The 20,593-nt window shown below is 34.8% G+C and carries 16 protein-coding genes and 1 tRNA gene; 13 read left to right on the top strand and 4 right to left on the bottom strand.

Annotated features, from left to right (window positions below; translation table 11 throughout):
• Positions 1-40 precede the first annotated feature (40 nt).
• Entirely contained in the window at positions 41-1,924 is a 1,884-nt protein-coding gene (locus EOJ36_RS02520; protein WP_127802440.1) for a glycoside hydrolase family 88/105 protein, read from the bottom strand.
• Position 1,925: 1 nt separating this feature from the next.
• Positions 1,926-2,756, bottom strand: coding sequence for a 5-dehydro-4-deoxy-D-glucuronate isomerase (gene kduI / locus EOJ36_RS02515; RefSeq protein WP_127802439.1), 831 nt, complete (start codon positions 2,754-2,756; stop codon positions 1,926-1,928).
• Between the two features lie 95 nt (positions 2,757-2,851).
• Here kduI and EOJ36_RS02510 point away from each other — a divergent pair, with 95 nt between their 5' ends.
• From EOJ36_RS02510 to EOJ36_RS02465, 10 genes are all read left to right on the top strand, one after another.
• The gene (locus EOJ36_RS02510) at positions 2,852-3,601 is read left to right on the top strand and encodes a hypothetical protein (RefSeq protein ID WP_127802438.1); all 750 of its coding nucleotides are present in this window, start codon (positions 2,852-2,854) and stop codon (positions 3,599-3,601) included.
• Positions 3,588-4,373 (top strand): tRNA (adenosine(37)-N6)-dimethylallyltransferase, encoded by a 786-nt coding sequence (locus tag EOJ36_RS02505; RefSeq protein ID WP_127802437.1) that lies wholly within the window; start codon positions 3,588-3,590, stop codon positions 4,371-4,373. Before EOJ36_RS02510 ends, EOJ36_RS02505 begins: the two co-directional genes overlap by 14 nt.
• Before the next feature lie 49 nt (positions 4,374-4,422).
• Positions 4,423-4,510, top strand: a tRNA-Ser gene (locus EOJ36_RS02500).
• 207 nt (positions 4,511-4,717) lie between these two features.
• Positions 4,718-5,395: a 16S rRNA (cytidine(1402)-2'-O)-methyltransferase gene (gene rsmI, locus EOJ36_RS02495; RefSeq protein ID WP_127802436.1), complete on the top strand. Its 678-nt coding sequence runs from the start codon at positions 4,718-4,720 to the stop codon at positions 5,393-5,395.
• The gene (locus tag EOJ36_RS02490; protein ID WP_127802435.1) at positions 5,395-6,519 is read left to right on the top strand and encodes an Lnb N-terminal periplasmic domain-containing protein; all 1,125 of its coding nucleotides are present in this window, start codon (positions 5,395-5,397) and stop codon (positions 6,517-6,519) included. Before rsmI ends, EOJ36_RS02490 begins: the two co-directional genes overlap by 1 nt.
• 41 nt (positions 6,520-6,560) lie before the next feature.
• A complete protein-coding gene (locus EOJ36_RS02485) occupies positions 6,561-8,765 on the top strand; it encodes a carbohydrate binding family 9 domain-containing protein (RefSeq protein ID WP_164847816.1) in 2,205 nt (734 codons plus the stop codon).
• Between the two features lies 1 nt (position 8,766).
• Complete coding sequence (locus EOJ36_RS02480; RefSeq protein WP_127802433.1) at positions 8,767-9,780, top strand: threonine aldolase family protein; 1,014 nt, start codon at positions 8,767-8,769, stop codon at positions 9,778-9,780.
• A gap of 35 nt (positions 9,781-9,815) precedes the next feature.
• Positions 9,816-10,130, top strand: a complete 315-nt coding sequence (gene rhaM, locus EOJ36_RS02475; RefSeq protein ID WP_127802432.1) for an L-rhamnose mutarotase — start codon at positions 9,816-9,818, stop codon at positions 10,128-10,130.
• Entirely contained in the window at positions 10,127-11,248 is a 1,122-nt protein-coding gene (locus EOJ36_RS02470; RefSeq protein WP_127802431.1) for a glycoside hydrolase family 88/105 protein, read from the top strand. Before rhaM ends, EOJ36_RS02470 begins: the two co-directional genes overlap by 4 nt.
• Before the next feature lie 92 nt (positions 11,249-11,340).
• Positions 11,341-11,895, top strand: a complete 555-nt coding sequence (locus tag EOJ36_RS02465) for a hypothetical protein (protein WP_127802430.1) — start codon at positions 11,341-11,343, stop codon at positions 11,893-11,895.
• A 27-nt stretch (positions 11,896-11,922) separates the two neighbouring features.
• Here the strand turns inward: EOJ36_RS02465 and EOJ36_RS02460 are convergent, their stop codons facing one another.
• Entirely contained in the window at positions 11,923-12,852 is a 930-nt protein-coding gene (locus EOJ36_RS02460; protein WP_127802429.1) for a 3-keto-disaccharide hydrolase, read from the bottom strand.
• Between the two features lie 57 nt (positions 12,853-12,909).
• Here EOJ36_RS02460 and EOJ36_RS02455 point away from each other — a divergent pair, with 57 nt between their 5' ends.
• Together EOJ36_RS02455 and EOJ36_RS02450 are read left to right on the top strand one after the other, a co-directional pair.
• Positions 12,910-14,118: a DUF2264 domain-containing protein gene (locus EOJ36_RS02455; protein ID WP_127802428.1), complete on the top strand. Its 1,209-nt coding sequence runs from the start codon at positions 12,910-12,912 to the stop codon at positions 14,116-14,118.
• 4 nt (positions 14,119-14,122) lie between these two features.
• Positions 14,123-16,336 carry a penicillin acylase family protein gene (locus EOJ36_RS02450; RefSeq protein ID WP_127802427.1) on the top strand — a complete coding sequence of 738 codons (2,214 nt, stop codon included), beginning with the start codon at positions 14,123-14,125 and terminating at the stop codon, positions 16,334-16,336.
• A 15-nt stretch (positions 16,337-16,351) separates the two neighbouring features.
• Here EOJ36_RS02450 and EOJ36_RS02445 read toward each other — a convergent pair whose 3' ends face one another.
• Positions 16,352-17,806, bottom strand: a complete 1,455-nt coding sequence (locus EOJ36_RS02445; protein WP_127802426.1) for a sulfatase family protein — start codon at positions 17,804-17,806, stop codon at positions 16,352-16,354.
• 75 nt (positions 17,807-17,881) lie between these two features.
• On the opposite strand from EOJ36_RS02445, the gene EOJ36_RS02440 reads away from it, so the two are divergent.
• Complete coding sequence (locus tag EOJ36_RS02440; RefSeq protein ID WP_238944377.1) at positions 17,882-20,593, top strand: DUF1549 domain-containing protein; 2,712 nt, start codon at positions 17,882-17,884, stop codon at positions 20,591-20,593.

Below are 20,593 nucleotides of genomic sequence, written 5' to 3'. Positions count from 1 at the left end.
TATAACCCATAACCCATAACCCATAACCCATAACCCATAACTATTTCAACGCCCATTCCGCCAATTTCTTAGCTGCCTGGAAGTTCTCATAATCTAATGGAATTCTGCGATTGTTCGTGTATTCGTTGTACAACCAAGGATCTCCCACAGCAAATACTTTTCCTTTTCCTACGTTTGCGGTTGCAATAACGGAAACACCTTCGTGATCTACACTCGATTTAGCCGTTTTACTTAAATACAAGGTGGAGATTTCTTTGATGTAAATCTTTTGCATGTCTGAAAAAATTTCATGATTGGCTGGTATTGGTACTGCACCTTGGTGCCAGTTTTTTCCTTGAACCATGTTGCGATTTGGTCCACCGAATTCAATGCCAAATTCCTTCATCAAAGTATTCAAGTGAGTAATTTCACAGTTTGTCGTATCATTTGCCATGATGATTAAATGACCACCATTTTTCACCCATTGTACAATATTTTGTACATCTTTTGCTTGAATATAATTTGGATTAGGCGTTTCCTTTGGTGTATCAGGATCCACAATGATATACACATCAGCACCTTTTAAATTTTCTGCTGTTGGTGCTACTGGCAAACTATCTAACTCTGCCCCTAATTGTTCAAATTGAATTCCCCACAAATGCATTCCAGAGTCTTTACGATCTTCCCAAGTGTAGTGGAAACGTTCCGATTTCCCTTCTTTAGTTTTACGGTATTCTCGGTTGAAATAGTAATCCATTACCACTTTTTTACCTTTTCCTAAAGGTAATTCTTTGGCAACTTCCATTTCTAATGAAGCCAAAATGAATGGACCAGCACCTTTTAAATCATCCTGACGTAAAGGCTCACTTAAATAATATTCATAAGAACCATCACGATAGGGGGTGCCACCTAATCCACCAACTGTTACTGTTTTTTCCAAATGAATAAATCCATTTGCATCTTTTGTGATAAATTCCTTCAATATTCCTGCATAACCTTTTTGTGCTTTTTGATAAAAGTTACTTGGTAAATATCCTTTACGAACACCTTTTGCAAAAGCATAAACAAACATATTGGCACAAGAGGCTTCTAAATAATTTCCTTTTCTGCCAGGAAAGTTCGGCACTTGGTACCAAAGTCCAGATTTAGCATCTTGAATCTTAGCAACTGCGTTTGATAAATCATTTAACTGTTTAACTAAAATTCCTCTTTTCGGATGATTGGTTGGCATATAATCTAAAACATCAACTAATGCCATCATATACCAGCCAATCGATCTTCCCCAAAAATTTGGCGATTTACCAGTTTGTTTATCGGCCCATGGCTGCACTTTGGCTGCATCATAGGCATGATATAAAAGTCCAGTTTTAGGGTCTAAAGTACCTTGGTAACATAGTTGGAATTGTTTTACGATGTCATCCCAATTATCTTGCTTAAAAATTGTTCCATATTCAGCATAGAAAGGTTCTAACATATATAAACCATCTAACCACATCTGATTAGGGTATCGTTGTTTGTGCCAAAATCCACCTTCAGTAGTTCGTGGTTGGTGATAAATTTGCGAACGTAATTTTTCAGCCGCTAATTTGTATTTTTCATCCGACATCTCTTGGTACAAAAACAACAACATGCGTCCTGTGGTGATGTTATCAGAATTGTACTCATCCATTTTATAGGTACGAATATTTCCTTTTTCGTCTATAAAAGAATTGATATTTTTCTGAATGTAATTGAAATACTTCGCATCTCCAGTTCTTTGATATACCTTTTCTAATGCTTTTAAATACAATCCTTGCTCATAATCCCAACCAGCTGGTTTTCCAGGTTTGACAGTGATTGAATCAGGATGAGTATGCATCAACGATTCAGCCATTTGAACAGAAAAAGGTTTTTCTTGCGCAAAAGCTGAAAAACCTAAAAGACAAAGAACAAGTAATTTTTTCATTTTATTTCAATTCAATAATTTCTGAAAAATCCATATCAGTATAATCTTTATTTTCACCCGCCATTCCCCAAATAAAGGAGTAATTTTTGGTTCCGGCACCACTATGCACCGACCAAGGTGGTGAAATAATTGCTTGGTGATTATGTACCCAAAGGTGTTTAGTTTCTTGTGCAGGTCCCATTAAATGCAATACTGCATGCTGCGGATCGACATCAAAATACAAATATGCTTCCATTCTTCTATCATGCACATGAGCTGGCATAGTATTCCAAATAGAACCAGGCTCTAAAATGGTTAATCCCATCACTAACTGACAAGATTGTATGCCTTCGTTGTGAATATACTTGTAAATTGTACGGTGATTGGAGGTTTCTAAACTTCCTAAGGTAACAGTTACCACATCTTTTTTATCCAATTTTTGAGTTGGATATTCCTTATGCGCTGGAGAAGATAAAATGTAAAACAAAGCAGGGTTTTCTTTCGATTCCGATTTGAAAACCACTTTTTTGCTTCCTCTACCTATATACAAGGCACTTAATTTACTTAATTCATAAGAAGTTCCATCCACTTCAATACTTCCATTTCCACCTACATTGATAACCCCCATTTCTCTGCGTTCCAAAAAATATTCAGCTTTCAATTTATCAGGATTAGGCAATTCTAATGCTAGATTGATGGGTTTTGCGCCACCAATTATCATACGGTCATAGATGGTGTATGTTAATTGAATAGAATCGGCGTGAAAAATGGTTTCAATCAAAAATTGATCACGTAATTCTTGTGTTGTAAATCTTGAAACCTCTCTGCTGCTCGATTCAAAACGGTAATCCATAGTTTTATTCTATTTAGTTATATGTATTTTCAAAGTCGAATTGTGTCTATTTCTACTCAATTACAAGTATCTTTGTAAAATTTAATCGATATTTTTTGAATTCTTCTCTTGCAAATTTTTCGAAATTTTTAGAACAAAATAACTTTGAAATACAGGCTAATCAAAGCTTTTTGCATATAAAAGCCAAACTACTTGTTTTTTATGTAAGTTCTGAAAATACTACAAAAATTGCTGCACAAAAATTACAAAAAGAAGTATTAGAATTGCGTAAAAAAGGTTTTTCCGTTTTTGTTGTTCGAGAACAAGTATGGGAAAATAAATCTGATTTGATTCGCAAGATAATTGTTCATAAAACAACTAAACTTATTTCTGTTTTTGCAAGGGATTTAGTTGTTGAGCAAATTTCTGAAAAGGTAGCAAAAGATTTTTTGGAAACTAATCATTTATTAGGTTTTTGCAAGGGACGTAAATATTTTTCAATTTCTATTCCAGCACATCGAGCTTTTCGTTTTCAAAAATATAATTTTTCAAAAATTTTGGCTGTAGCCGTTTTTGGTAAAAATATTTCAAGAAAAAAAGTTGGATTTGAAGGAGACAAATCTATTGAATGGTCGCGTTTTGCTACCCTGCCTGAAATTAGAATTGTTGGTGGACTAACTAAAGTTTTAAAATATTTACAGGAAGTCGAACATTTTGATGATATAATGACTTACGTGGCTATTGAAACCAACGACTCTAAGGGGCTAAGAGGTATGGGTTTTGTGTTGGAAGAAATTACTGAACCTTTTCAATTGGGAGCGGAATTTAATTTGGGAAATTATAAATTGCGGTATGCCAAATCCTAAATTACCTTTAATTGTGCTTTTAGGCCCAACGGCTTCTGGAAAAACTTCTTTAGCTGTTGCTTTGGCTCATGCTATCGATGCTGAAATTATTTCTGCTGATTCTCGACAATTATACAAAGGTTTGGACATCGGTACAGGTAAAGATTTGAAGGAATATCAGCTAGCAGGTAATACAATTCCTTATCATTTGATTGATTCAAAAGAAATAGGAGTGGAATATTCCGTTGCTCATTTTCAATTTGATGCCTATCAAAAGATTCAAGATATTGAAAAAAGAGGTCATTCAGTCATTATTTGCGGTGGAACTGGTTTGTATATTGAATCTCTTTTAAAAGATTATACATTTTCTCGTTTACCACCTTTTTTAGAAAAATCCATTGAATTGAATAGAGAATTTATTGTATTTGGTCTTGCGCCTCCTTATGAAGAAAGGCGAAGTAGATGCCAGAAACGATTATTAAGTAGGATAGATGAAGGTTTGATTGATGAAGGAGAAAGGTTACTAAAACAAGGAGTAACTTTCGACCAAATGCGGTGGTTGGGATTGGAATATAAATGGTTGGCAGATTTGCTGGAAAATAAAATTGATACAGAAGAATTCATCAAAGGTTTGACCATCGCCATTCAACAATACGCCAAAAGGCAAATGACTTTTTTCAGAAAAATGGAAAAAAGTGGAATTAAAATACATTGGATTCCCTTTGATTATGAGCAAATTAAACGAATTGAATGGATGAAAGAGAAAATATTTTCAGAAAAGGGGACTACTTAGGTTTGCATAAATTTAAAATTTGCATTACTTTTGTATTCTCAAACGAGATAGAGAGTTGTCAGAGTGGTCGATTGAGGCAGTCTTGAAAACTGTTGACTGTAACAGGTCCGGGGGTTCGAATCCCTCACTCTCTACCAAAAGCGCATCAAACGATGCGCTTTTTTTATGTCTGTAGGGAGTCACTATTTTTTTATATTCCCGGGGTTGTCACCCCGGGTTAAGCAAGTTAAGCCCTTTGGGCTTACATCAAATTAACAATTAACAATTAACAATTAACAATTAACAATTAACAATTAACAATTAACAATTAACAATTAACAATTAACAATTAGTACCTTTGAGTTATGAAACTCTTCCTCGTACCAACTCCTATCGGAAATCTTGATGATATTACTTTAAGGGCTATTAAAGTTCTGAAAGAGGTTGATGCAATTTTGGCGGAGGATACCCGCAATACGGGTAATTTGTTGAAACATTTAGGTATTTCAAAGCCCTTAATGGCACATCATGCCCACAATGAACACGCAGGAGTTTCCGGTGTTTTAAAAATGTTGGAGAGCGGAAAGTCACTAGCACTTGTTTCGGATGCAGGAACTCCCGGTATTTCTGATCCTGGATATTTATTAGTTAAAGCCTGTTTGGAGAAAGGTTTTGAGATTGAAACCTTGCCTGGGGCTACAGCTTTTGTGCCAGCTTTGGTTAATTCAGGGTTCCCAACAGACCGATTTGTTTTCGAAGGATTTTTACCTCACAAAAAGGGTCGACAAACGCGTTTTAAGCAAATGGCTGAGGAGGAGAGGACAATTGTTTTATACGAATCTCCTCATAGAATTATTAAAACACTTGAACAAATTATTGAATTTATAGATCCCAACCGACCACTTATGTTGGCTCGTGAGATTTCTAAATTGCATGAACAAATGCATCGCGGGACTGCAGAAGAATTATTAGCCTATTTTAAACTACATCCTGAAAAAGTGAAAGGTGAAATGGTATTGGTTATTTCAGGTAAATCAAACTAATGAAAAAATTTATCTTTTTTTTGTTGCTTTCTGTTCAAGTATTTGGACAATTAGGACCCCAATCAAGTATTTCCTTAATTACTGTAGCACCAGGGAAGGAATTGTATTCCCGATTTGGCCATAGCATGATTTTGATTCAAGATCCTGAAAATGGAATAGATAAGGCCTATTCTTATGGTACCTTTGATTTTAATACAGATAATTTTTATTGGAAATTTTTAAAAGGTACTCTGCCCTATACCATCAGCGCTAATCAGTTTCAGGATGTTGTCTATTTTTATTCAAATTATGAGCACCGGACTATGGTAGCCCAAAAATTGGATTTAAATCTTGTACAAAGAAATGAAATCTTTCAACGTTTAGAAACTAATCTCTTACCCCAAAATAAGGAATATCAATACAAATTTTTTTACGATAATTGTTCTTCTCGTATCAGAGATGTTTTTGAAAAACAACAGGGTATCCGGGTGCCTTGGGGACAAATAGATTCTCTTCAATCTTTATCATATCGACAATGGATGAATAAATATCTTCCATATAATACCTGGGTAACCTTTGGAATGAATTTAGCTCTGGGCTATCGTTCCGATGTAAAGGCTAGTGCCTCTCAATCGACTTATTTGCCAGATAACCTTTATTATGCATTTAATTTTGCCAAAAATGGAAATGCACCTTTGGTAAAAGAAATTGTTCCAATATATGAGGAAAAAGACACTTTGTTGGGTAAAATAAACCCAATGGGGCCTATAATTGTACTTTTTTTAGTTTCACTTTTTGTATTGTTTGTATCTATCAAACAATTTAAATTTCAATTCACTTTAGACAAAATTTTATTTACTGTCTATGGATTATTTGCCTGGCTAATTTTCTTTTTAGCAACAGGAACAGACCATGAGGTAATGTCGTGGAATGCCTCTTGTTTAATGTTGCTTCCAACAAATTTCCCTTTGGTATTTTGGTTTGCAAATTCAAAAAAGAAAGATATTTGGGCTGTTTATTTGAAATACGCATTCATTGTTTCTGCAATCGGGTTGATTATAGCTTCTTATTATTTCGCAGGATTGTTCTTGGTTGGCCTGCCTGTCCTGATACGAACTTATGCGCTTTGGATTCAGAAAAAATAGTTGGATTTCGTAAATTTGTTTATCATCCAAACTAAATAATTTTGAAGTTATATTTCTTAGTGGGCTTTTTAGCCCTTTTTACTAATTTTTCGTTTGCCCAAGCTGTTTTTATCCCTTCAGAAAAACAACAATCCGTAGAAGCCTATCCATTAAATAAATCATTAAAGATAGATGGTCATTTAGATGAATCTGAATGGAATTTAGCGAAACCTGTACATTTAAATTTTCAAGTTGAGCCATTTCAAGGCAATAAAGCAAGTTTTGAAACCCAAGTTAAAATTCTAAGTTCTCCTCAATTTTTATACGTTGGGGTGATTAATAAAGACACAATCGGAAAAAATAAATACCGAGCTCCTAACTTAAAACGTGATTTTATGTTCGGGGAACAGGATTTGTTTGGTATTGCATTTGATGCATTTAATGATAAAAGAAATGCAATTGTTATGCAATCGAATGCATATGGGGCTCAGCGTGATTTATTGTCGTTTGATGATTTACAATTTGATGTAGATTGGGATGGTTTATATCGCGTGCGTACGCACCGCGCGGATACTGCTTGGATAGCTGAATTTGCCATTCCCTGGAGTACATTACGATATCCTCGTGTAAAAAATAACGAAACCCAAAATTGGGGTATCAATTTTTTTAGAAATAGGAGAACCTCTAACGAATTAAATGTTTGGTCTCCTGTTCCTCGAGCATTTTCACCTTTACGAATGGATTATGCCGGACAATTAGTTAACATTACTCCTCCAGAACCATCCATAACAAATATTAGAGCCATTCCTTATATCTTATTTGCTGATGTTAATAACAATGGTTCTGAAGTAGGTTATAAAAATGTCTCAGAATTTAAAATGGGAGGGGAAGTGAAATGGGCAATTAATAATAACAATATTTTAGACCTTACCTTTAATACGGATTTTGCGCAGGCTGATGTCGATCGACAAGTTAATAACATTTCCCGATTTTCTGTTTTCTTTCCAGAAAGAAGACAGTTTTTCTTAGAAAATGCATCCTTATTTTCAGCAGGATTAGCACCCATTGATGAAGTAATGGGCGGTTCTATGAATATCCGACCTTTTTTTAGTAGAACAATTGGATTGGATAAAGACGTAAATCCAGTACCTATTATAGCAGGAGGTAGATATGTTTATAGGTCTGATAAAAACAATATCGGGGCTATTTTAATGCGACAAGGTGCTGCAGACGGTGCAGAATTTACTGATTTTGGTGTTGCACGATTGTCGCATAATTTTGGTAAGCAAAATCGTTTTGGGGGAATCATTACCAGTAAATTAAACAATTTAATTACTGAAAATACTTATGCAGCAGATGCTTTTGTACGTTTATCTGCTAAAATGTATTATGCTGGTATGGTATCTTTAACAAGTAATACGACTAATTCGAATACCGGTATTGCTCAATACAATCAAATAATGTACCGAACCAATTCTCTTGGTTTTTATTGGACCCAAACTTATATCAATGATAAGTACACTCCTGCCATGGGATTTGTTTCTAGGAATAATGTTTTATCAAATAGTCAGGGTGCCTATTACCAAATGAGAAAATCGTGGTATCCCAAATGGCTTCGTTCATTAGAACCAGGTATTTACACAGAAATTTATCATAGTGCATCTACAATGCATTTGTTAGAGCGTAGTGTTTTGGTTACACCAGCTTGGATAACCCTATCAAATGGTGGAATGATTGGATTTTTTACAGCTTTCCAACACCAAAATATTGAATCTGATTTTAAACCATTGGAAGTTCAAATTGCCAAAGGACAATATGATTATATTCGAAATGGATTAATGATTTCTTCTGACCAAAGTAAAAAGTTTTCCTATATGTTGAATGCTGATATAGGCAATTACTACAATGGTTCCACTCGATTATATTTAGTCAAAACCAATTTTGCACCCATTCCTCATGTGAATTTTGGACTTACCTTAAATAGATCAGAAATTAAAGATTTGGGAATTTTACGAGAATCAAAAAATATCAATCTTTGGATGATTGAAAGCCGATTGGCAATTAATCCACGATTACAAATGATTGGATTTTATCAGCAAAATGCACTAAATGACTTAAAATCTTTAAATTTACGTGTTTCCTGGGAGTACAAACCCTTGTCATACATCTATTTGGTCCTAAATCAAGTGGAACACATGGGAGATGATTTAACTCTACAAAAACAAAAGGCTTTTTTGGCTAAAGTGTCTTATTTAAAACAGTTTTAAAATGGCAATAGAACTTCGTTCCGATACATTTACTTTACCTACACCTGCCATGAAGCAGGCTATGTTCGATGCTCCATTAGGTGATGATGTTTTTAATGAGGATCCCACAGTAAAGGCCTTAGAACAAAAAGTAGCAAATCTTTTTGGAATGGAAGCAGCTTTGTTTGCCACCTCTGGAACAATGACCAATCAAATTGCCATTGCAGCACATATTGGAAAAGGCCAAGAAGTTATTTGTGATGCGATGTCTCATATTTATTTTTATGAGGGAGGTGGAATCATGGCAAATGCGGGAGCTTCAGTAAAATTATTAAAAGGAGATTTAGGGCGTATATCAGTTACGCAAATCAAAGAAGCTATTTCGCCAGATGACATTCATTTTTGCGAATCCGCTTTAGTAAGTTTAGAAAATTCTATGAATAAAGGAGGGGGGAGTGTTTATTCAACGGAATCTTTGAATGAAATTTCTTCCTTTTGTAAGGCCAATAAATTGCCCTTGCATTTAGATGGGGCTCGAGTTTTTAATGCAATGGTAGCAACAGGACAAACACCTTTACAATATGGACAATGGTTTGATTCTATTTCTGTTTGTTTATCTAAAGGTCTTGGGGCTCCAATTGGCTCGGTTTTGTTAGGGACCGAGGCATTTATTAAAAAAGCTAAAAGAGTTAGAAAAAGATTTGGAGGTGGTTGGCGACAAGCTGGACTATTGGCAGCTGCAGGTATTTATGCCCTCGATAATCAGGTTGATCGCTTGAAAGAGGATCATAGGCGTGCGCAAAAAATTGGCGAATATTGTAAAGATTTATCTTGGATAAAAAATGTTCTTCCTGTAGATACAAATATCGTAATTGTAGAATTAAGAGGTGATTTACTTGCACCCCAAGTGGTAAACGACTTAAAAAATAAAGGAATTTTGTGCAATGCATTTGGAAATCATTCCTTACGCTTTGTAACTCATTTAGATTTTACAGACCAACATTTACAAGAATTTATGGATATTTTGAAAGAGTAAGTTTTTACTCTTTTTTTCTTTTAAAAGAAAAAATTATGCAAAGAAAGGCTTTTAAAATGTATCTTTTTCCTGGATATATCGAGGAATATAAAAAACGCCACGATGAGATTTGGCCTGAACTCTCAGACTATTTAAAAACTTTCGGAATTGCCAATTATTCAATTTTTCTTGACGAAGAATCTCTCACGCTATTTGCTTATTTAGAAACACCCAATCTGGATTTATTAGCCGATTTACCTAATCACCCAATCATGAAAAAATGGTGGGCCTATATGGCTGATATTATGAAAACCAATCCGGATAATTCTCCAGTAAGCGATGATTTGACTTCCTTATTTTACATGCCATGAAAAAAATATTTTTTGTAAGCCTTATTTTATTAGCTCAAATTTCATTTGCCAAAATTCCAAACAAAGTTATTTTAGAAAAAATGCATTTGGCAAAATCCTATTTTCAAACTAAATGGCCAGATGTAGGACAAGTAATTGTAAGTCCCGATAGAACTCGTCCTTCCAACATTTGGACGCGCGCTGTATTTTACGAAGGATTGATGGAATTATACAAATTGGATCCCAAAGAATCTGATATGAAGTATATGATGGATTGGGGCAACTTTCATCAATGGGGATTACGTGACGGTAAAATAAATACACGTAATGCAGACAATCAGGCATGTGGCCAAGTATATATTGATTTGTTCTTAATGGGAAAAGGAGATTCTTCTTTGATTAAACCAATTAAAACTAATATTGATAATATGGTATATTCTACCAAGGCCGACGATTGGTCCTGGGTAGATTGTTTACAAATGAGTATGCCAGTTTATGCTCGATTGGCTAAAATGTACAAGGACAATGCCTATTGGGAAAAAATGTATGATTTATATGCATTTACTAAAAATAAGCATGCGGTTAATGGTTTGTATGACCCGCAAGAGGCTTTGTGGTTTAGGGATAAAGATTTTGTTTTACCTTACAAAGAACCGAATGGTGAAAAATGTTTTTGGTCAAGAGGAAATGCCTGGGTGTATGCTGCTTTAGTTAGAACTTTAGAACAAATGGAGGCAAATTCTCCTCATCGCGAGGAATATGTTACCATGTTTCAAAATATGTCAAAAGCATTATTGCCTTTACAAAGAAATGATGGATTTTGGACTGTGAGTTTAAAGGATCCAACTAATTTTGGTGGTCCAGAACTGACAGGAACTGCATTATTTGCTTATGGATTTTCTTATGGAATGAGAACAGGCTTATTAGATAAAAAAACATATACTAAACCATTAGAATCTGCAATGAAAGGACTATTGACCTGTGTTCACCCTAGTGGTTTTTTAGGAAATGTGCAAGGAACAGGGAAAGAACCAAAAGATGGTCAACCTGTAACTTTTAACTCAGTGCCAAATTTTGAAGATTTTGGTTTAGGTTGTTTTTTGTTAGCAGGTACAGAATATTTGAAGTTGTCCAAATAAGTACTAAAATGAAAAATTAGACAATTTTTAGTTTTTTTTTACTTAAATTGGCATACTTTGTTTTGTAAATTTAAAAAATCTTAAAAAAAACTATGAAAAAAATTCTACTTGGAGCATTGGTAGGAGGTTTAATTTTCTTTTTATGTCAGGCTGCCTCTCAAATGGCGCTCAATCTTCACGAACCCGCTCAACAATATTCAGCTAGTCAAGATTCTATTTTAAATTATCTTTCCACTCACTTAAAAGAAGGTGGAGGATATATGTTACCTCGTCCTAAAAATTCGGCCAATTTAGAGGAAGTTGAAGCATTTACTAAAAGTATTCAAGGAAAACCTTGGGCAAGAATCTCTTATTATCCAACTTATAAAATGAATATGGGTATGAGTATGGTAAGAAGTTTTCTGACAGATGTACTAGTTGTATTTCTGTTTTTACTTTTGGTCAATCGATTTAAATTTAAAACCTTCGGATCTATTTTTATTAGTGCATTATTTGTAGGAATTATAGTTTTTGCAAATTCTTTTTATACCTTACATGTATGGTATCCTTCTTATGAAATTAGAGCCGATTTGATTGATGCTTTGGCATCCTGGGGATTGTGTGGCCTCTGGTTGGGATGGTTAATTCCAGATAAAAAACGTTATTAAAATAAAAAGGGGCTTTTGCCCCTTTTTTTATTCTCCCTTGCTAATCTGTAAATTTCGATATTCTACTGGTCCATGATCTCCTTGAATCATTATCGGTCCTGGTTCTTCCTCATTTGCATCTAATGCACCACCCGTAATGCCTGGTATTTCAGCTTTGTAAATAACCGTTTTGCCATTTAATGAAATTGTTACTACTCGACCTACCAAAGTAATATCGTATACTTGCCATTCGCCTGCTGGTTTTATGGGCATTTCTAAAGGTTGAACAAATCCATAAACTGCTGCAGCTTGATCTTTTGCAGGTTGCAAACCATAACTATCAGCTACTTGTATTTCATATCTGCCTCTCAAATAAATTCCGGAATTACTTTCTGCTGGATATCTTACTTCTGCATGTAACTTGAAATCTTTAAAATTTTCTTTTGTTTTAATATTGGAACCTGATTTTGGACTTTTTAAAATCCCATTTGAATTCACCCATTGATTTGTTGATCCAAGTACCTCCCAGCCACTTAAATCTTTGGTATTGATAAGAGAAACAGGTTTAGACCATTTCGGTTCTTTGCTTGAAATTAATACAGGAGCTCTTTTTCCCGTAAATGGAACTAACTCATTCATAGATGTAACAATGGTTCCTGAAATAGTATTTCCAGTAATTGTTCCTTCAAAAGTTAAATCTTTGGTACTATTGTCCCATTGGGGTGGAATTGCAAATGAAATATTATTTTCCTTTACATGAACAATTGAAATGGGGCGCGAACTCCCATTAATACTTACAAAATGTCCTGTAAAATTTTTTAAACCTGAATGAGTTATTTCTAACCAAGAAGGTTGTTTCTTTTCCTTATTTTGTAGAGTTAAGTCCCAGCGACCTTCAATATCCTTAGCAGCATATTTGTGTTGAGCATATCCTATAATAGGAGTATAAAGTAATGCGATTAATAGTAGTTTTTTCATTTTAATAGTTTTATATAAAAAAGTATTCAGTAAATTTCTAAACGCAAAATCAAAACTATGAAAAAAATTATTGTCCTACTCTGTATGGGCTTTTCTTTTTTTACCACATTTGGCTCTTCTGGGCTAAAGCAAAGAAAATATTTAATAAATACTCTCATAAAAATTGCTGACCCTGTTTTAGTAAATCTCAGTCAAAATACTTTGAAGAAAAATATGCCTGTTGAAAGTAACAATGGGCGAGAATCTATCCACAATTCAACCTATTTAGAAGGATTCGGACGCTTGGTAGCAGGTATGGCACCTTGGTTAGAATTAGGTCCGGATGAATCTTCTGAAGGTAAATTAAGAGTCAAATACCTTGAGTTAGTTTTGAAATCCTTAAAAAATGGCGTAAACCCCAATTCCCCAGATTATTTAAATTTCCATCAACCTGGACAATCGTTGGTAGATGCAGCTTTTTTAAGTCAAGGACTCTTAAGAGCCCCCAATCAATTGCTTGCAAAATTAGATGCTGAAACTAAATCGAATTTGATAAAAGCCTTGCAATTGACTCGGAAAACTACTCCTGGACAAAGTAATTGGCTGTTATTTTCAGGGATGGTAGAAACTTTATTATTAAAATTAACGGGTACTTGTGAACAAAGTAAAATAGATTATGCCATTCAAAAACATGCAGAATGGTACAAAGGAGATGGGGTATATGGTGATGGTAAAGATTTTCATTTTGATTACTACAATAGTTTTGTGATTCATCCGATGTTATTTGAAATTTTGGAACAAATGAAAGCAATGAATGTGTCAACAAATTTGAGTTTAGAACTCCAATCTAAACGTATGGTGAGGTACGCAGAAATTCAAGAACGAATGATTTCTCCAGAAGCAACTTACCCAATTACAGGTCGTTCTTTGGCTTACCGTTTCGGAAATTTACAAGCCTTATCTTTGGTAGCTCAGCGAAAAATGTTGCCACATGGAGTTTCAGAAGGACAAGTGAGAAGTTTGTTATATCAAGTTATTAAACGACAAATGGAGGCATCCGGTACATTTACTAAAGACGGTTGGTTGCGATTAGGCATTGCCGGATTTCAACCAGAAATTGGAGAAGTTTACATTTCAACAGGTAGTTTGTATTTATGTTCAGAAGCTTTTTTGATTTTGGGATTACCTGCAAATGATTCCTTTTGGCAAGTTCCTGAGGAAGATTGGACTGCTAAAAAAACATACAAAGGACTTTCTATTCCAATTGATCATGCGATAAACGATTAATTCTATGAAAAAATATCTTTTATTTTTCTTGTTGATTACAATCCAAAGTTTTGGGTTTACTAAAAATGAAATTGATCATTGGAAAACACAAGCCAAACACGTTAAAATCATTCGCGATAAATTTGGTGTACCCCATATTTATGGAAAATCAGATGCAGATGTGGTATTTGGTTTAATGTATGCCCAATGTGAAGATGATTTTCAACGGGTGGAAATGAATTACATCACCATGTTGGGAAGAACGAGTGAAATTAAAGGTAAGGAGGGTATTTATGATGATCTTTTAGTTAAAATGGTCATCGATTCCACGGAATCTGTAAAAGATTATCATCGATCTCCCATTTGGCTTAAAAAACTTTTGAATGCATTTGCAGATGGCGTAAATTATTATTTGTATAAACATCCTGAAGTTAAACCTGCAGTTTTAGCTAAGTTTCATCCATGGTTTCCTTTGACCTACACCGATGGAAGTATTTCTGCTATTCAAACCAGTAATTTAAAGGCCTCTGATATAAAGAACTTTTATGAAGGTAAAAACTCTGATTTAGCCTATATGAATCAGAAATTAGAAGAAAATAATCTATCTGGATCCAACGGATTTGCTATTTCTCCTGCTAAAAGTAAAAGTGGAAATGCAATGTTGTATATTAATCCACATGTGACTTTCTATTTCAGACCGGAGGTGCATTTGGTAAGTGAAGAAGGATTAAATGCCTATGGAGCTGTTACCTGGGGACAATTTTTTGTTTATCAAGGATTCAATCCAAATTGTGGATGGATGCATACCTCAAGCAATGCTGATGTAGCGGATTTGTATTCTGAACAGATTCAACCCTTGGGGTTGAATAGTAATCAAGTGAGCAGAGTGAGCAAGATTCAACCCTCGTGGTTGAATTCCTATTTATATGAGGGCAAGCAATTACCAGTTAAGGAGAAAAAAACTCGCATTTATTATAAGAGTGCAAATGGCATAGAACATCAGGATTTCACCATTTATTCCACACACCATGGACCAATTATGGCAAAGCAAAATGATCATTGGATTTCCATGAAGTCGAATAACAGGTCTTTGAAAGCCCTAATGCAATCTTGGCTTAGAACAAAATCAAGATCTTTTGCTGAGTTTAAGAAAACCTTAGATTTACGCGCAAATGTGTCGAATAATACAGTTTATGCAGATAGGGAGGGTAATATTGCCTATTGGCACGGTAATTTTATGCCGAAAAGAAATCCAAAATTTGATTGGTCTGGGATAGTAGATGGTACAACAAAAGCTACAGAGTGGCAAGGTTTACATTCGGTAAAAGAAATAGTACATTTTGAAAATCCTAGCAATGGATGGTTACAGAACTGTAATTCAACTCCGTTTACTGCAGCTGGAATAGGGATGATAGATGCTAGTAAATTTCCAACTTATATGTCGCCTGATGTAGAAAATTTCAGAGGGATAAACGCGGTTAGATTATTTAGTTCGATTCAAAAAATTGATTTGGATGAATTACGTACAATAGGCTATGATAGACATTTAGCTGCATTTGATGTCTTGATTCCATCATTACTACAAACTATTGATCAAAAAAAGGAAATTAGTCCAGATTTATTTGATGCGTCTAAATTATTGAAAAATTGGGATAGAAATTCTTCAAAAGAATCCATTGCCACCACAATAGCCATTTTATGGGGCGAAAAAGTAATGAGTTATTTACTAAAGAGTAAAACAAGCCCGGTTGATTTACCTAAAGAATTACAAAGTATGCTTCTTTCTATCTCTAGTGAACAAAAATTAAATTGGATGAAAGAAGTAATGTCAACCTTGCAAACAAATTTTGGTACTTGGAAAGTTGCTTGGGGCGATTTGAATAGATTTCAACGAATTGAAAACAAATTGGATTTTAAATTTGATGATTTGCAGGAAAGTCTTGCTTCTCCATTTGCATCTTCCCAATGGGGCAGTTTACCATCTTTCAACAGTAAAACCTTTGGTACAAAAAAGCGATACGGCTACGGTGGCAATAGTTTTATTTGTGCGGTAGAATTTGGCAAAAAGATTAAGGCAAAATCGCTTTTGGCTGGTGGCGAATCAGGCAATATCCTAAATCCACATTTCAAAGACCAAGCTCAAATGTATGTGGATGGACAATTTAAGGAGGTGCTATTTTACAAGGACGATGTTTTGAAAGGGAAGGAGAAGGAATATTGGCCGGGGGAGGAGTTATGAGTTATGAGTTATGGGTTAATATTCAATTTCTTTTCTAATATTTTTTCCTGGTCTTTTTACCAAATCATCTCCGAGGTCTTCTCTTGCTTGTTCGGCAAAACCTAAGATGAGTTTTACTATTTCAGGATAATTTTTTTGCACATCATAAACAGTTCCAGGATCGTGAATCAAATCATATAATGCCATGGGTACTTTTATATAGGGTGTAGGGCCTGGTTTACCATCTTTACCTGGTTCCCCTGCAGAATAGGCTTGGGAGGTATGAGGAAGTACTAATTCCCAATTTTTATATCGAATAACTTTTAAATTATTTTGATCGTAATAAACATAAAAACGGTCTCTAGGTGATTTTGAAGTTTTACCTAAAAGTAATGGTAGAAAATTTAAACCATCAATTTTTTCCTTGGGAAGTTTTGAATTAGTTGCGGCAACAATAGTTGGTAAAATATCCATTTGAGTCAATAATTCGTTATTTATTTCTCCTAGCTTTACCTTACCCGGCCACCGGACAAAAAATGGTATCCTAGTCCCACCGTCCCATGCAGTACCTTTCCCTTCTCTGAGTCCCCCTGAAGAGCCAGCATGATTACCAAAGGTTAACCAAGGACCATTATCACTTGTTACAATAAGTAATGTATTATTAGATAATTTCGTTTTGTCTAATAAGTCTACAATTTGTCCAATTGACCAATCGATTTCTGAAATAACATCTCCAAATAACCCCACACCTGATTTTCCTTTAAATGCAGGTGAAACGGCTAAAGGAACATGTGGCATGGGGTGTGCCAAATACAAGAAAAAAGGATTCTTTTTATTATTTAAGATAAATTCCTTTGCTTTTTGGGTAAGGGTAGTAGTCAATAATCCTTGTTCTTCTAAATTAGTAATCGTTTTTACAATGGTATTGTCCTGATAAATAGGTAAAATGGGATATTTGGATTTCCAATTTGTGGTATCTGTAATTGGTTTGCCCTCATAATCAACAGGCCACATATCGTGTGAATAAGGAATTCCGTAAAATTGGTCAAAACCATAAGAAAGCGGTAAATATCCTGGTTTGCTACCTAAGTGCCATTTTCCAAACATCGCAGTAGAATATCCATTGTTTTTTAAAAGTTTGGCAATTGTTTCTTCTTTTGGATTTAATGCCTTTTTGGCCCAAGGCATCAAAGCTCCACCACTCATTCCGATTCGATTCGGATAACATCCTGTTAATAAGGCAGCCCGAGAGGGTGAACATACTGCTTGTGCGGCATAAAAATGGGTGAACCTTGTCCCTTCTTTTGCCAAACGATTAAAATTGGGTGTTTTGTATCCTGTACCTCCATAGGGTTCGGTGTCTCCATAACCCATATCATCCATATTAATTATGATTACATTCGGTTTCTTATCAGGTAATGTTTGACCATTAATTTGTATTGCAATACAAAATAGAGCTAATTGAAAGAATGTATTTATTATTTTTTTCATAACTAAAGATAAACAATTGTGTAAAATTTGTTATTATTATAATTAGAAAAAATAGGACAAATTGTTGTTTGTATAATGGAGCAATTAAATTCATTCTGGACAAAAATTGGTGAACTACATCCATTAGTAGTGCATTTTCCTATTAGTTTGCCTTTTGTCTTGGGATTATTGGAAATTTTATCTTTCAAAAAAGGAAAAGATGAGTTTCAATTAACAGCCCGCATTATTTTGTATGTGGCAGTTGGCTCATCACTTATTTCAATTGCATTAGGACTACAATTATATTGGGAGGAAGGTGATGAAGGAGTTTTAATTCAAAAGCACTTGTGGTCAGGAATTTCTTCTGGTGTTTGGATATTTTTTGCACTTATTGCCCATTTTTATAACGAGATTAAATCCTATCGAATATTTTTGGCTTTATCGATAATTAGCGTTTCATTAGCTGGCTATTTTGGTGGAGAATATGTTCGAATGCCTGAAGAATCCATAACCACTGATTTACCTGATTTAAAGGATTCCAAAGATTTTAATAATTTTAACGATTCCTTAGAGTTGCTTAGAAATCAATCACATAAAATACTTCAATCGTATTGTTTCGATTGCCATGGACCTAAAAAGTCAAAGGGTCGATTACGCTTAGATAATCTTGAATTTGCATTAAAAGGAGGGAAAAATGGTCCAGCAATTGTTCTTGGTAATGCCTCAAAAAGTGAAATGATTCGTCGAATAAAATTACCAAAGGACGACGATGATGCCATGCCTACAAAAGGCAAAAGGCCTACGGCAGCTGAAATAAAATTGTTAGAGGATTGGATTAATGCAGAAACTGCAACGAATAGTAAAATTCAAAACAAAGTTTCTCAAAAGAATGTTCAATCGAAAGCTATTTTAGATGAATGGATGGAATCTCCGGTACAGCCAGTTGTCAATTCATCCCTTTCTGAAGAACAAATTGTTGAATTAAATATCAAAGTTCGAAGCATTTTGGCGCATTCTTGCTATTCCTGTCATAATGCTACAAAAACCAAAGGGGGACTGCGATTGGATAAAAAGGAGTTCATCTTCAAAGGTGGCGAGGACGGACCAGTTTTAATTGCAGGATATCCAGAAAAAAGTGATTTGATCCGTCGGATTAAACTACCGGATGGTCATGATGATGCCATGCCAACCAAAGGGAAACGAGTTCCCCAAGAAGATATTGAATTACTTGAATATTGGATAAAAACAGGTGCAACCTGGCCATCTGGACCCGAGAAAAGTTTATATAGGGTAGCAGAATTAGCTCCAAGGAATCCAATTTTGCCTATCGTAAAGGGTATTAATCATCCGATTGATCGTTTTGTTTTTACCTATTTGAAATCATCTAATAATACTTTTAAACAATCCATTTCAGATGCACAATTCATTCGAAGAGTTTATTTAGATGTGATAGGGCTGTTACCAAGTCCCGAAGAAGTAAATCGTTTTTTAGCCAACATTAATCCTCATAAAAGAGAACAATTGGTGGATCAATTATTGAATCAAAATACAGCTTATGCCCAACATTGGTTGAGTTTTTGGAACGATTTGTTACGAAACGATTATGCGGGTCCTGGTTATATTGATGGAGGAAGATCTCAAATTGGACATTGGCTATATGCTTCTCTAAAAAATAATAAATCATTTGATGTTTTGGTAAGGGAATTAATTAATCCCCAAAAGGAATCAGAAGGATTTATCAAAGGAATTATTTGGAGGGGAACGGTAAATTCAAGTCAAAGTGCACCCATGCAGGCAGCTCAGAATGTGGCGCAGGTGTTTATGGGACTGAATTTAAAGTGCGCTTCTTGTCATGATTCTTTTATAAGTGATTGGAAACTTGAAGAGTCCTATGCATTTGCTAATGTTTTTTCTACCAAAGCTTTGGAGATTCATAAATGCGATTTGCCAACTGGTAAAATGGCTTCTTATGGTGTTTTATATCCGGCTTTAGGAAAAATAAATGCCTCTGTTTCAAAAGAGGAACGATTGAAACAACTTTCGGAAATATTTGTACAAAAAAAGAATGGTCGTTTGTACCGAACATTTGTCAATCGTATTTGGGCACAATTGATGGGAAGAGGTATTGTGGAGCCTGTTGATGCGATGGACAATGCGCCATGGTCGCAAGATTTATTGGATTGGTTGGCTTATGATTTCGCCAACAATGGTACTGATATCAAACGCTTAATTCGTTTTATTTTAAGTTCAAAAACTTATCAAATGAAAGCGATAGGGGTGAAATCCCAAGAGTTTGTCACTGCTTCTAATTTTGTTTTTAAAGGACCATTGAGAAGGCGCCTGAGTGCTGAACAATTTGCCGATGGATTTAGTCAGGTTTTTCATCCTTTGTACACAGATTCGATGATAGCCAAAAAATCTTTGCCCAAAGAAATATTTAAAGAAATTCCCTTTGCAAGGGCTTCTCTTGTTAAAAATGATGCATTTTTAACGGCATTGGGTCGACCAACACGCGAAAATGTTACAACCAATCGAAATGTGCAAGGTAATTTATTACAAGCCTTGGAATTGACGAATGGGGTAAAATTTAATCAAGCTCTATTGGATGGAGCCTCTCATTGGGTACAGCGATATCCTTTGAGCGAACAGTTAGTTCAAACCTTGTATCAACAATCTCTAGGTAGAAAACCTACTGTAAAAGAACTTGCAGTTGCTATCAAATACCTTGGAAAAAAGCCACAAGTTGCATCTGTGCAAGATTTAGCTTGGGCAATGTTTTTGTTACCAGAATTTCAATTTATTCCTTAG

It is taken from the genome of Sandaracinomonas limnophila (assembly GCF_004005965.1).
GTDB lineage: Bacteria > Bacteroidota > Bacteroidia > Cytophagales > Spirosomataceae > Sandaracinomonas > Sandaracinomonas limnophila.
The sequence above is the reverse complement of the archived record's forward strand: the minus strand, read 5'-3'. Positions and strand labels throughout refer to the sequence as shown.

What these genes read in the sequence shown, in the direction of transcription:
- EOJ36_RS02440 (WP_238944377.1), top strand. Translation starts at nt 17,882, where the DNA reads ATGGAGCAATTAAATTCATTCTGGACAAAAATTGGTGAACTACATCCA.
- EOJ36_RS02465 (WP_127802430.1), top strand. Translation starts at nt 11,341, where the DNA reads ATGAAAAAAATTCTACTTGGAGCATTGGTAGGAGGTTTAATTTTCTTT.
- EOJ36_RS02450 (WP_127802427.1), top strand. Translation starts at nt 14,123, where the DNA reads ATGAAAAAATATCTTTTATTTTTCTTGTTGATTACAATCCAAAGTTTT.
- EOJ36_RS02505 (WP_127802437.1), top strand. Translation starts at nt 3,588, where the DNA reads ATGCCAAATCCTAAATTACCTTTAATTGTGCTTTTAGGCCCAACGGCT.
- rhaM (WP_127802432.1), top strand. Translation starts at nt 9,816, where the DNA reads ATGCAAAGAAAGGCTTTTAAAATGTATCTTTTTCCTGGATATATCGAG.
- EOJ36_RS02470 (WP_127802431.1), top strand. Translation starts at nt 10,127, where the DNA reads ATGAAAAAAATATTTTTTGTAAGCCTTATTTTATTAGCTCAAATTTCA.
- EOJ36_RS02455 (WP_127802428.1), top strand. Translation starts at nt 12,910, where the DNA reads ATGAAAAAAATTATTGTCCTACTCTGTATGGGCTTTTCTTTTTTTACC.
- EOJ36_RS02480 (WP_127802433.1), top strand. Translation starts at nt 8,767, where the DNA reads ATGGCAATAGAACTTCGTTCCGATACATTTACTTTACCTACACCTGCC.
- kduI (WP_127802439.1), bottom strand. Translation starts at nt 2,756, where the DNA reads ATGGATTACCGTTTTGAATCGAGCAGCAGAGAGGTTTCAAGATTTACA.
- EOJ36_RS02460 (WP_127802429.1), bottom strand. Translation starts at nt 12,852, where the DNA reads ATGAAAAAACTACTATTAATCGCATTACTTTATACTCCTATTATAGGA.
- rsmI (WP_127802436.1), top strand. Translation starts at nt 4,718, where the DNA reads ATGAAACTCTTCCTCGTACCAACTCCTATCGGAAATCTTGATGATATT.
- EOJ36_RS02445 (WP_127802426.1), bottom strand. Translation starts at nt 17,806, where the DNA reads ATGAAAAAAATAATAAATACATTCTTTCAATTAGCTCTATTTTGTATT.
- EOJ36_RS02490 (WP_127802435.1), top strand. Translation starts at nt 5,395, where the DNA reads ATGAAAAAATTTATCTTTTTTTTGTTGCTTTCTGTTCAAGTATTTGGA.
- EOJ36_RS02520 (WP_127802440.1), bottom strand. Translation starts at nt 1,924, where the DNA reads ATGAAAAAATTACTTGTTCTTTGTCTTTTAGGTTTTTCAGCTTTTGCG.